This is a genomic window from Stenotrophomonas sp. YJH_SMC_21 (assembly GCF_059369555.1).
In genome coordinates this window covers 49832-61504 of the sequence record NZ_JCAFSU010000014.1, presented here as the reverse complement: position 1 = coordinate 61504, position 11673 = coordinate 49832, and the positions used below count along the sequence as shown (strand labels likewise).

Sequence of the window (11673 nt, the reverse complement as noted above, 5' to 3'; positions counted from 1 at the left end):
GTTGAAAAAGTATTCGAAGTTTTCGTTTTCCCTACTGCATTGCCAGGGCGCCATGACCAACATCCATAACGACAAGATCCTGATCCTCGATTTCGGCGCGCAGTACACGCAGCTGATCGCCCGCCGCATCCGCGAGCTGGGCGTCTACTGCGAAATCTGGGCCTGGGACCACAACCCGGCCGAGATCGCCGCGTTTGGCGCCAAGGGCATCATCCTGTCCGGTGGCCCGGAATCGACCACGCTGCCGGGCGCCCCGGCCGCGCCGCAGGAGGTGTTCGACAGCGGCCTGCCGATCTTTGGCATCTGCTACGGCATGCAGACCCTGGCCGCGCAGCTGGGCGGTGCCACCGAAGCGGCTGACCAGCGCGAATTCGGCCACGCCGAAGTGAACGTGATCAACCCCGATGCGCTGTTCAAGGGCCTGAGCGACCACGGCGGCGAGCCGAAGCTGAATGTCTGGATGAGCCACGGCGACCACGTCTCCGTTGCGCCCCCGGGCTTCACCGTCACCGCCACCACCGACCGCATTCCGGTGGCCGCCATGGCCAACGAAGAAAAGCGCTGGTACGGCGTGCAGTTCCACCCGGAAGTGACCCACACCCTGCAGGGCCAGGCGCTGCTGCGCCGCTTCGTGGTGGACGTGTGTGGCTGCCAGACCCTGTGGACCGCCGCCAACATCATCGACGATCAGATCGCCCGGGTGCGCGAACAGGTGGGCGATGACGAAGTGATCCTGGGCCTGTCCGGCGGTGTCGATTCGTCCGTGGTGGCGGCGCTGCTGCACAAGGCCATCGGCGAGAAGCTGACCTGCGTGTTCGTGGATACCGGCCTGCTGCGCTGGCAGGAAGGCGACCAGGTGATGGCGATGTTCGCCGAGCACATGGGCGTGAAGGTGGTGCGCGTGAATGCCGCCGACCGTTACTTCGCCGCGCTGGAAGGCGTGAGCGACCCGGAAGCCAAGCGCAAGATCATCGGCAACCTGTTCGTTGAGATCTTCGACGAAGAATCGAACAAGCTGAAGAACGCCAAGTGGCTGGCGCAGGGCACCATCTACCCGGACGTGATCGAGTCGGCCGGCAGCAAGACCGGCAAGGCGCATGTGATCAAGAGCCACCACAACGTGGGCGGCCTGCCGGAGCACATGAAGCTGGGCCTGGTGGAGCCGCTGCGCGAGCTGTTCAAGGACGAAGTGCGTCGCCTGGGCGTTGAGCTGGGCCTGCCGCGCACCATGGTCTACCGCCATCCGTTCCCGGGCCCGGGCCTGGGCGTGCGTATCCTGGGTGAAGTGAAGCGCGAGTACGCCGAGCTGCTGGCCAAGGCCGATGCCATCTTCATTGATGAGCTGCGCAAGGCGGACCTGTACGACAAGACCAGCCAGGCGTTTGCCGTGTTCCTGCCGGTGAAGTCGGTTGGCGTGGTGGGCGACGCGAGGGCTTATGAGTGGGTGATTGCGCTGCGGGCCGTGGAGACGATTGACTTCATGACGGCGCATTGGGCGCATCTGCCCTATGAGTTCCTGGGTACGGTGAGCAACCGGATCATCAATGAGTTGCGGGGGGTGTCGCGGGTGGTTTATGACATCTCGGGGAAGCCGCCGGCTACTATTGAGTGGGAATGAGTTGAAAGAACGAGGGCGCCGAGAGGCGCCCTTGTTGTTTGGAGCATCTATCATCTTCTGTGCGGGATCAGCGTGGTGCTTGCTGGAATGTATTACTTGGCAAGCTTTTGGCGTTGTAGCCCGAAACTACGAGGGGGGGGGGCTTAGATTAGGGGGAGAATTATCTTCTGACAGGCCGGTCGGTGAGTGGGTGATCGGTATGGCGTAATCATGGCGTGTTGCCTCCGCGTTCCTTCATACCGTTGACGAATTGAAAGGCCTGACGCAACACTGAACAAATGCTGCGCTGTCGGTGGTGTTCCGCGCTGGAGTTATTAGGGAGGAAGAAGGATGAATTCGACTCCACGGCATTCAGGCCGAGGCCAAGCCTTCACAAGGTGCGTAAGGGTGCATGCGCTAGGAGGAACGCTGTGGGCCCTGTTTGGCGTCAGTGCGCTGTTGATGTTTAAAGCCAGCGAGGAACCATTGATCGGTCCATTGCAGGGCACTTGGATCGAGGTCGTCTTGACGTCGTTTCCTGTTGGAAATCAGATTGTTTTCAACATGGCGATTGGCGTTCTCGTCAGTCAGATTATGTATATGCTCGTGGTTTGGTTGCCGGCAAATGCCAAACGAAAGCGAATCCGAAAGAACCTTCAGCACCACTATGCTCTATTCAAAGAGCAGTGTATTTACCAACTGCTGTTCGCGAGCGATGGGGCTGCTGACCCTAAGGTGGTTGAAGATCTTGCGGACATCAAGAAATTTAGGGCCTACTTCGCTGCCATCGGGCCGTCCGGTGGAGAGAAGTGGTACGACGTTATGAATGGTCTGGAGGCAGGGCACGTCAGCTCCATCGTCGTAGAATTGGGAATCTTGGCTGAGGAGCTGAAGTACACGCTCGCCGCGATAGATGTTGGCGAAGACGAAGTCTATGCTTTTCTCAAAAGGCTGAACCGCGCGATTGTAGTTCTTCGAGATGGATCCGAAAACTCGGACGTCGAGTATCTGGCCAACTTCCTTTGGGAATTGTTTGCCGGTTGGTCCGTGGTCACTGGCTACCAGGACGGAGATTTTGTTATGGATCGGATAGATAAATTATGAATTGATCCTTCGCTGCTGTGAATTCACTGGATATCATATAAGGAGGTTGTTTCTTGCGATTGGCGGTTCCGGGGGGGGATACTTCGTCGTAATCGCTGCGGTCGGTTAGCCGGGCTTAGTCGTTATGTGGTTACCCTTGCAAATCCATATGGAGTGGTATTGTGAGTGAATCTTCGGAGATTCCAGAAGAACTAATTGCAATTGCCTGCAGTCGCTGCTTCAAGAATCGTGGCCTGATACTCGATGCCATGCAATATGGCAGAGAGGAGGTGGGATTATGTCCCAATTGCGGACGGGGGGATGGCATCAAACTTGGCAGAGCGCCTCTGGCCTACCTGGCCGAACGCTTCTTCGTCGACGGATCCTTCCACAAGTATGACTTTGGAGGAGCTCCTGCCATTCAGTTGAACGAACACCAGAAAACCAGCATCGATATTGATGCTGTGCTGACGGATGACATAGGAGTTTTCGAGAGGCTGCTGGGAGTGGGGTTCTTCTATTATGGCCCTCGGCTGTGGATGATTGGCGAGGTTGAGCCACTGAAAGCCCTACTAGATGACGGGAAGCGTACAGCCGTCATTGAGCGGATCATGGCCGAGTACCCGACAAGGACGGTCGGGACGGATGAGACGTTCTATCGAGTGCGGAAGAGTCCCGGCTCAGTTATCAATCCCCTCGAATACGACACGCCACCCTCAAACGTCCCGCAGGATGGACGACTAAGTTCCGATGGATTGCCGGTCATGTATGCCTCTCCTTTGATCGACTTGTGCGTGCATGAGTGCCGTTACACCATAGAGGACGACTTGTTCGTCGCCTCCCTTAATCCACGACGTCAACTGCGCCTCCTAGACCTGACGGTAGTTCTGGAGGAGGATGCGACAGAGTTCGAAAGTCTCGACATGGCGGTCCATATGCTCTTTCTTGGCGGCAGGGGGGCCTACGACGCAGCGCGGGCGATTGCGCGTGCAGCCAAGGACGGTGGCTACGATGGTCTGGTGTATCCCTCGTACTTTAGTAGTCACTATCACGGTGAGAGACCATTCCAGACCGTCTATGGAATAACTCGCCGTCGGTTCAGCGGCGCCGAGGCTTATGAGCGGTCATTGAGCGTCCCCAATCTGGCTCTGTTTGGCTATCCAATCGCAGAGGGAATGGTGGAGGTCGATAGTATTAATCGTTTAGTGATCAACCGTGTGGCTTATGAATTCCATCATGGACCAGCAATCGCCTAGTCTCACATGGAAATTCACGTGCACAATAAACTATTCTGCCTCGAAGTATCCGACGAAGCACTCGGAGACTTTCGACGCTGAGGGGGTGATGGTGCCCTGATGTATGCTGACCGAGGCGCGCAAGGCTGGGCTCGGCTGGCTGTAAACTCTTTCCAGTGTTGCAATCACAGCTTCGTTGCGAAGAGTAGATGCCATGGTGCCGCTATTGCCATGTCGGAAGGGCATCATGGACGGCAATGGATGCTCGGTGAGGTGCAGGGCCTGGGGGCAGCTACGAAGCTTGACGTTGGCTTCTGGCATGGAATGGAATGATCAAGGAGGGATTGTGGATACGACGATCAAAGACGTTCTGGAGGTAGGGGCCGCCATAGCGGGAATTCTTGGATTTGCCGCAGGCGTATTCTTGTACATCGTGAAGATGGTGCGGCGAATGCGAAGCAAGGCGCGAGTGATTTCTCCGGTAGGTCGCGAGCAAGAGAGGCCGGCCCAAGTGCAGCGGGCCTCCAAGGGCGGGGTCGCGATTCAGGCGGGACGCGATATCAAGGTGAGCGGTGAGTTGAATTCAGGCCATGCGAGGGAAAATCATGACCAGTAACGATCAGAGTCAGACGTCGACTGAAAATTCGACTGCCCTTCAGGCGGGAAGGGATATCAATTTTCAGCAGGGAATGACATATCAAGACGTTAGGCAGGTGGCGCACGACCTTTTTGAGGCTAACTTCTATCGACTCTCAGCTGTCGCCCGGGAGGAGGCTACCCGTCGGGCAGAATACATAACAGAGAAATTCATAAGTAGACTTATGAATGAGAATCCGTCTGGCTTCAGTCAAGCTAATGATCCTTCTTTCCAGCATGCTCTCTACACGGTACAAAAGGAGCACGCTAGAGCCGGGGATGAAAATTTGGCTGATTTGCTTGTTGATCTATTGGTTGATCGATCAAAGCAGGAGCAGAGAGATCTCCTTCAGCTGGTTTTGGACGAATCGTTGGCAACTGCCCCCAAGCTGACCGAAGGTCAGTTGGCAAATCTTGCAGTGGTCTTCGTGCTTCGATACACAGAAAGTGTCGGAATTAAGTCTGATAATGCACTGGGGGCATATCTAGATAGATATATACTTCCATTTGTGGAGGCGCTGGCGGTAAGCGATTCCTCGTTCACATATCTGGAATTTGCCGGGTGTGGATCAACATCTTTGCTAATGGAGATTTCCGTGGAGGGCATCCTCCTGAAGGACTACCCTGCATTGTTTGTTGCAGGTCTTTCTCGCGATGAAATTGAAGAGATGGGTTTCTCTGGTGGTGTGGATTCGCGAATCTTCATTCCTTGCCTGAATGATGCAAGTAAGTATCAGGTTGGTGTAATGCGATACGCGGATATCGAGCCCGATCTTTCTCGTCAGGGTATTCCGCTGGATGTTATTGATCGGGTAAAATCAATCTATCAGCGGAATCTAATGACTGAAGAGGAAGTTCGGGCCAAGGTGTTGAGAATTCGTCCGGCGACTGAGGTGCTATTCCAAAAGTGGTCAAATTCAGCAATGAAGTCTCTTTCACTCACTAGTGTTGGGAGTGCCATCGGACATGCAAATGTAAAGCGTTTGGTTGGTAGTTTTGGTGGGCTCGAGAATTGGGTTAACTAGTTGTATTTAAGTTCGACCGAGTGTTGTGCCCGGCATCTGCATTTGAATTGGTGTGCATTTTGAGTTTTTCTCTTGGTTACTAAAGTGCTTGCGTTGCATCTGGCTTGATGTGCGTATGTGAGGTCTGCCGGCGCTTAGAAGTCGAACTTGGAGCAAATTCAGTGTTTGCGCATCGCATTTTGAAGCCTTCGCTTGTTGTTCTATCCGCGAGTGAGTTGATCTTGAAGGACTATTGGCCTCACTCCGGCCTAACCTCATGACATGCCCACTCAACCAACCCCCGGCAAGCCAGAAACAACCCATCAACCACCCCCTCATCCAAATGCCGCTCCGGCTCCGCTGCCACCCGGCAGCGGTCCGCCGCGTGCAGCAGCTCCAGCACCGTCAGCGCTCCCACCATCGCGCGCTCGCTCCTCGCCAGGCTCACGCGGCGGCCGGGTGACACGTCGTTCTCCGGCCAGGGCAGTCCATCGGCGCCCTCGCAGCCGCGCATGCGCTCGAGGATGCCGAGCAGGGAGTTCAGGTCGGGTCGTGAGGTGTCGTCGTTGATGGGTTCAACAACGGTGTACGAGGAGAAGGTGTCGGATTCGTTCATGGCGTCGGCTTCCGTGGCTGTGCTTAACAGCGCCACCGTGAAGAGGTGGCGGACGATGCGTGGCTGCAAACCGGTTGATGCAGCGCTATTGGCCGGTGAGTCCGAAGACTCCCACGCACCGCCCGCCAGAAAGGCCGACGGATTGCCCGCCGGCACCGGTTAAGGACGGTGCCGACGGGCAAGCGTAAACAACTTGCGCGTGCATCAAACGGGTTTGCAGACCCGGGGCCACCCGTTGTCGGTGGCGCGCCATGGTGTTTACGCAGCCGCCTCGAATGCCAATAGAAATTCGCGAAGGAAACGCGGAATCCGAAAGCGAAGAACTATTGTTGCACGCACCTCTCGTGCAGCACGCGACGCCAGCAGACGCATTCGCGCAACTGCTTTGCTGATGGCGATTCAAACTGGCGCAATCGCCCACGCTACAAGCGAATAGCGCGACAGCCTGCTTTGCAACAGTTCTTAGTCCGCCTCGCCAAGCAACGGCGCGCGATCAGCCGCATAGCCCGAAAAGCGGTTCAAACCCGACACCATTAATAAGGCTCCCGGCTTCAACCGATGCCATCCTCAGCCGCATTCCCCACCAGCAACTCAATCATCGCCCGTGCCGCTGCCGACTGCCGCCGATGCGGCGCATAGATCACCGAGAACGGCCTGGACCGCCCGCGCAACTGTGGCAGCACTTCCACCAGTTGCCCACGCTGCAACCGCTCGCGCACGATGAACGCATAGCTCTGGCAGATGCCGATGCCCTGTTCGGCCAGCGACACCACGCCCAGCACATCGTCGGAGGTCTCGATGGACGAACGCGGCAGCCAGTCCACGTCGCGCCCGCCGTCGCGGAACACCCACGGCGCCAGCCGCCCGGTACGCGGCATCACAAACGGCAGGCACAGGTGCTGCTGCAGGTCGTCCAGCGTCTGCGGCGTACCCCGGCGCAGCAGGTAGTCCGGCGAAGCCACCAGCACCAAAGGCGCGTCTTCCAGCTTCCGCCCCACCAGCCCGCTGTCCGGCAGCTGGCCCAGGCGGATGGCGAGGTCGAAGCCTTCGGCCACCAGGTCCACGTTGCGGTTGGTGATGTTCAGTTCCACCTGCACCTGGGGGTACTGCTGCGCAAAGCGCGCCAGCACGGGCGGCAGCCGGTAGTGGCCATAGGTGGTGGGCACGCTCAGGCGCACGCGGCCGGCCAGCGCACCGTCCTGGGCCAGTACGTCGCGCTCGGCGTCGTCGAGCAGGCCGAAGGCGGTGCGCACCTGTTCCAGGTAGAGTCGCCCGGCGTCGGTCAGGCCCACGCGGCGGGTGGTCCGCTGCAGCAGCTGCCGGCCCAGCCGCGCTTCCAGGCGGGTGGCCGCGCGGCTCAGCACCGAGGGCGTGGTGGACAGCGCCACCGCACCGGCCGTGAACGAGCCGTGCTCGACCACCGCCAGGAACACCTCCACATCGCCCAGGTAGTCGAACTTGCGGCTCATTTGACTCTCCGGGGAACAGATGTTTTGCGATGGGGCCAATTTATCGCCGCTGGGGCGATGAATAAAGTGGGGGCCATTCCCCGATAGGAGCTCCCCCATGAACCTGATGACCCGGCTGGCCGCAGCGCTGGCCCTGACCCTGGCCGCCACCGGCGCGCATGCCGCCAACGTGCTGGTGGTGCTGTCCGACGAAAACCACCTGGACCTGAAGGACGGCAAGGTGCTGTCCACCGGCTTCTATCTCAACGAGCTGATGCAGCCGGTCAAGCTACTGCTGGACGCGGGCCACGAGGTGACCTTCGCCACGCCGCATGGGCGGGCGCCAACGGTGGATGCGTCCTCGGTGACGCCGGCGTACTTCGGCAACGATGCCGCGCAGCTGACGCTGCACAAGGAGTTGCTGGAGAAGCTGGCGCTGACCTCGCCGACGGCCTCGCCGGTGGTCAGCCTGGCGCGCGTCGAGCAGCAGGGCTATGCGCGTTTCGATGCGGTCTACATTCCCGGTGGCCACGCGCCGATGCAGGACCTGCTGAAGAGCCCGGCGCTGGGCCGGCTGCTGGCCGACTTCCACCAGCGCAACAAGACCACCGCGCTGGTCTGCCACGGGCCGATCGCGCTGCTGTCCACGCTGCCGGATGCTGCGGGTTTCGTGGCAACGCTGGACGCGGGTGCGATGCCGGCTACGCCGAAGTGGATCTACAGCGGCTACCAGATGACGGTGATCAGCAACCAGGAAGAAGAACAGGCCAAGCCGCTGCTGGGCGGCGGTGAGATGAAGTTCTACCCGCAGACTGCATTGCAGCGGGCGGGTGCGAAGTTCAGCAGCAATGCCACGCCGTGGACCGGGCACGTGGTGGTGGACCGCGAGCTGATTACCGGGCAGAACCCGGCGTCGGCGCTGGAGGTGGGGCAGCGGTTGGTGGAGCGGTTGAAGTAAGGCGGGGTCTGCATCGCATGCGGCGCCGTGGCACCATGGCGGACTGGCCTCGTCCTTATGGGCGAGGTTGGTTTTCCAGGGAAGCCCTTCAATACGACATGCGAACGTCCATTCTCTTCACTCTCTCCGTCCTGTGCCTGACCTTGCTGTCTGGTTGCGCCAGCGGACCGGATTACCATCATTCCAATCGCGAGATCACCAGCGCATTCGTGGCCGACGACGGCAAGCTGTACCTGCTGCCGGTCTATGACGAGCCGATGCGCTTTGATGCGGCGCCGTTCCGTGATTACCGCGCCCTGATGGACAGCCCGCTGCGCGAGGCCGTGGTCTGCGCGCAGCTCTACTTCCGTGAGGACTGGCGCGTGCCGGCCGACCGGAGCAAGGTGCATGGCAGCTACGCGCTGCTGCTGCGGCCGGAGCAGGTGACGCCCGAACAGGCGGCGCAGTTCAAGCTGGAGCGGTTGGAGATCAGCCCGCGGGTGGCCAAGGCCATCGCTGCGTTGACGCGCCAGCCGTACATCCTTGAAGCCCGAAGCCGCTACGAGCTGGCGGCCAACCCGGACTGCAATCTTTCCAGGCAGGGCGGCAGCTATTACAGCGCGCTGTTCGAGAGTGATGGCGAGCGGGTGAAGCTGCCGGACGCTGCGGCGCTGGCCGCGAAGGCGAAGCTGCCGCAGTCGATTACCGCGCGTGCTGAGCGTATCCGGCCGGACGATACGGATAAGCCTGGGGTTGGGACGGCGGCCGGAAAGGTGCTGGGTGCAGCGTTGGTGCCGGTGGCGGTTCCGGTGTTTGTGTTGAGCCTGCCGTTCCTGGGGCCGGATCATTGGAAGTGAAAAGGCGTTGAAGCCAGAGCATCCACGCGTGGCGTGGATCTGCCCGGGCCTCGTCAGTGCCTGAACATTCATCCTGGAGATCTGTGTGCCAAGCACGCTGGAAACTGTTTTGAAGACTGCAGGCTTCATTGTCCTCGCAGCACTTCCGTTGCTGATCCTTTGGTTCATCCTGCGGCGAATGTCAGCGACCGCACGTTCTGCATTGGGATCAGGGTTGCGTTTGAATCCCCCTCGCCGGATTTCCGGTAAGTCCATGACCCTGGTGATGGTGGATGGAAAAGAGGATCGGGAGCACTACTTCTTTGATGCGGAGTCCTTCTACCTGCGGCGTGGCCCGGTGCCTACGGCGGTTCCGCTCTCGCAGATCACCTCAGTCACGCGAACGTCCGATGTCATCTACGGACGTTATGTCTGGCAGGTGTGCTTCAGCAAAGCGTCGGGCAGAAAGTGCGTGACGTTCACCAACAACCTGACGCTGTTCAACCGCGACTTCCTGCTGTTCCTGGAGGCGGTGCGGAAGGCCAACCCGTTGGCGACCGTTGATCGGGCAGGCATCCGCTTCTAGCTGTGGGCCGACTTGAGGGTGTCAGTTAAAGCGGCGAGCCGGTGACGCTACACTGGCCGCCTGTGCCCGACGGAAGCTCGCCCATGTTCAGTGGAAAGGTTGCAGTAGTCACCGGCTCCACCAGTGGTATCGGTCTTGGCATTGCCACCGCGCTGGCGCGGCAAGGTGCCGATATCGTGCTGAATGGCTTCGGCGACGCGGCGGAAATCGAACGCATCCGTTCCAAACTGGAAGCCGAGTTCGGCGTGCGCGTGGCGCATGACGGCGCCGATCTTTCCCGTGGCGAGGCAGTGCGCTGGATGATTGAGCTTGCCGTCGCGACGATGGGCCGCATCGACATCCTGGTAAACAACGCGGGCATCCAGCACACGGCGTCGATCGAGGAGTTCCCCGTCGAGAAGTGGGATGCGATCCTGGCCCTGAATCTCTCGGCCGTATTCCATGCAACGGCGGCGGCCTTGCCCCACATGAAGCAGCAGGGCGCCGGCCGCATCATCAACATCGCGTCGGTGCATGGGCTGGTGGGCTCGGTGAACAAGTCGGCCTACGTGGCGGCCAAGCATGGCGTGGTGGGGTTCACCAAGGTGACCGCGCTGGAGAATGCGGGCAGCGGCATTACCGCCAATGCGATCTGCCCGGGCTGGGTGCGGACGGCGCTGGTCGAGCAGCAGATCACCGCGTTGGCCGAGCGCGAAGGCACGGATCAGGAGTCCGCCGCGCGTGCGCTGCTGGCTGAAAAGCAGCCGTCGTTGCAGTTCGTGACGCCTGAGCAGCTGGGCGAGATGGTGGTGTTCCTGGCTTCGGACGCGGCGGCGCAGATTACCGGCACGGCGCTGCCGGTGGATGGGGGCTGGACCGCGCGCTAGCTGGCTGGCTGTGCCTTGCGCTGCATCATCGGCAGCGCTACCAGCGTGGCCAGGATGGTGAACAGCACCAGCGACGAGCCGACTGTGCCGAAGCCCAGGCCGCCCTTTTCCAGCGGCTTGGTGAGCAGGTCGCCGAAGGTGGCGCCAAACGGGCGGGTGAGTACGAAGGCGATCCAGAACAGGATGACCCGGTCGATGCCCTTGATGCGGCTGGCCAGTGCGGTGAACGCGATGAGGCTGCCGATCAGCAGCGCGCCACCGGTGAAGCCGAGCCCGGAGTCGTCGGCGAGGAAATCGCCCAGCGCGGTGCCGAGCGTGTTGGAGAACAGCACGGCGGTCCAGTAGAAGCCTTCGGCGCGGCGCGATGCGATGTTGCTGACCGAGATCGACTTTTCCGACATGCGCCAGGCCAGCAGCACCAGCGCCAAGCAGCCGGCCAGCAGGCTGGCGCCGGTGGCGTAGCCCAGCCCCAGGGTGCGGTCGATCAGGTCCGACATGGTCGTGCCGGCGGTGCTGGTCGCCAGCACCACCGACCAGAACAGCACCGGGTGGAAGCGCCGCGCCGACAGCTGCAGGGCCAGCAGGCCGGCGAAGATCGCCAGCAGGATGGCCGAGCTGGCCACGTAGCCCAGGTTGAGCGTCATCGACAGCAGGTCACCCGCGGTCTCGCCGAGCGTGGTGGCGGCGATCTTCATCACCCAGAAGCCGAGGGTGACCGCCGCCACTTTGCTGTGCAGGGAATCTGCGTCTGAAGCGCGCATCGAACGTCGCCTGGGGAGCCCGGGGGTGATGCTGTGCCGGGCGGCGTCGGAGTGCAGTCGGAACCAGG

Annotated in this window: 12 protein-coding genes; 9 read left to right on the top strand and 3 right to left on the bottom strand. The window is 60.4% G+C overall.

The features are described from left to right. Positions 1 to 52: 52 nt before the first annotated feature. The 5 genes from guaA to AC5P67_RS16215 all read left to right on the top strand — a co-directional run bounded on the left by guaA (position 53) and on the right by AC5P67_RS16215 (position 5576). Entirely contained in the window at positions 53 to 1618 is a 1566-nt protein-coding gene (gene guaA, locus AC5P67_RS16235; protein WP_064238295.1) for a glutamine-hydrolyzing GMP synthase, read from the top strand. A gap of 387 nt (positions 1619 to 2005) precedes the next feature. Continuing rightward, on the top strand, positions 2006 to 2701 hold the full coding sequence (locus tag AC5P67_RS16230) for a hypothetical protein (protein WP_185695494.1): 696 nt from the start codon (positions 2006 to 2008) through the stop codon (positions 2699 to 2701). Positions 2702 to 2862: 161 nt separating this feature from the next. Continuing rightward, positions 2863 to 3936 (top strand): RES family NAD+ phosphorylase, encoded by a 1074-nt coding sequence (locus tag AC5P67_RS16225; protein ID WP_012479960.1) that lies wholly within the window; start codon positions 2863 to 2865, stop codon positions 3934 to 3936. Between the two features lie 325 nt (positions 3937 to 4261). Then, on the top strand, positions 4262 to 4531 hold the full coding sequence (locus AC5P67_RS16220) for a hypothetical protein (protein ID WP_044570001.1): 270 nt from the start codon (positions 4262 to 4264) through the stop codon (positions 4529 to 4531). Further along, positions 4521 to 5576, top strand: a complete 1056-nt coding sequence (locus AC5P67_RS16215; protein ID WP_146264683.1) for an LPO_1073/Vpar_1526 family protein — start codon at positions 4521 to 4523, stop codon at positions 5574 to 5576. Before AC5P67_RS16220 ends, AC5P67_RS16215 begins: the two co-directional genes overlap by 11 nt. A gap of 238 nt (positions 5577 to 5814) precedes the next feature. Here the strand turns inward: AC5P67_RS16215 and AC5P67_RS16210 are convergent, their stop codons facing one another. Together AC5P67_RS16210 and AC5P67_RS16205 are read right to left on the bottom strand one after the other, a co-directional pair. Beyond that, positions 5815 to 6171, bottom strand: coding sequence for a hypothetical protein (locus AC5P67_RS16210; protein ID WP_111105507.1), 357 nt, complete (start codon positions 6169 to 6171; stop codon positions 5815 to 5817). Between the two features lie 551 nt (positions 6172 to 6722). Next, on the bottom strand, positions 6723 to 7640 hold the full coding sequence (locus AC5P67_RS16205) for a LysR family transcriptional regulator (RefSeq protein WP_329754699.1): 918 nt from the start codon (positions 7638 to 7640) through the stop codon (positions 6723 to 6725). A gap of 97 nt (positions 7641 to 7737) precedes the next feature. On the opposite strand from AC5P67_RS16205, the gene AC5P67_RS16200 reads away from it, so the two are divergent. From AC5P67_RS16200 to AC5P67_RS16185, 4 genes are all read left to right on the top strand, one after another. Further along, on the top strand, positions 7738 to 8577 hold the full coding sequence (locus AC5P67_RS16200; RefSeq protein ID WP_329754698.1) for a type 1 glutamine amidotransferase domain-containing protein: 840 nt from the start codon (positions 7738 to 7740) through the stop codon (positions 8575 to 8577). A 98-nt stretch (positions 8578 to 8675) separates the two neighbouring features. Further along, positions 8676 to 9413 carry a hypothetical protein gene (locus AC5P67_RS16195; RefSeq protein ID WP_044570004.1) on the top strand — a complete coding sequence of 246 codons (738 nt, stop codon included), beginning with the start codon at positions 8676 to 8678 and terminating at the stop codon, positions 9411 to 9413. 85 nt (positions 9414 to 9498) lie between these two features. Beyond that, the gene (locus AC5P67_RS16190; RefSeq protein WP_012479966.1) at positions 9499 to 9978 is read left to right on the top strand and encodes a transmembrane protein; all 480 of its coding nucleotides are present in this window, start codon (positions 9499 to 9501) and stop codon (positions 9976 to 9978) included. Positions 9979 to 10061: 83 nt separating this feature from the next. Continuing rightward, complete coding sequence (locus AC5P67_RS16185; protein WP_329754697.1) at positions 10062 to 10844, top strand: 3-hydroxybutyrate dehydrogenase; 783 nt, start codon at positions 10062 to 10064, stop codon at positions 10842 to 10844. Here AC5P67_RS16185 and AC5P67_RS16180 read toward each other — a convergent pair. Continuing rightward, entirely contained in the window at positions 10841 to 11605 is a 765-nt protein-coding gene (locus AC5P67_RS16180; RefSeq protein WP_495214917.1) for a COG4705 family protein, read from the bottom strand. The two genes, AC5P67_RS16185 and AC5P67_RS16180, sit on opposite strands and share 4 nt — an antisense overlap. Between the last annotated feature and the right edge of the window lie 68 nt (positions 11606 to 11673).

Bases quoted from the DNA above. Each gene is read 5' to 3' on its own strand.
- guaA (WP_064238295.1), top strand. From the start codon at position 53: ATGACCAACATCCATAACGACAAGATCCTGATCCTCGATTTCGGCGCG.
- AC5P67_RS16215 (WP_146264683.1), top strand. From the start codon at position 4,521: ATGACCAGTAACGATCAGAGTCAGACGTCGACTGAAAATTCGACTGCC.
- AC5P67_RS16210 (WP_111105507.1), bottom strand. From the start codon at position 6,171: ATGAACGAATCCGACACCTTCTCCTCGTACACCGTTGTTGAACCCATC.
- AC5P67_RS16205 (WP_329754699.1), bottom strand. From the start codon at position 7,640: ATGAGCCGCAAGTTCGACTACCTGGGCGATGTGGAGGTGTTCCTGGCG.
- AC5P67_RS16200 (WP_329754698.1), top strand. From the start codon at position 7,738: ATGAACCTGATGACCCGGCTGGCCGCAGCGCTGGCCCTGACCCTGGCC.
- AC5P67_RS16195 (WP_044570004.1), top strand. From the start codon at position 8,676: ATGCGAACGTCCATTCTCTTCACTCTCTCCGTCCTGTGCCTGACCTTG.
- AC5P67_RS16185 (WP_329754697.1), top strand. From the start codon at position 10,062: ATGTTCAGTGGAAAGGTTGCAGTAGTCACCGGCTCCACCAGTGGTATC.
- AC5P67_RS16180 (WP_495214917.1), bottom strand. From the start codon at position 11,605: ATGCGCGCTTCAGACGCAGATTCCCTGCACAGCAAAGTGGCGGCGGTC.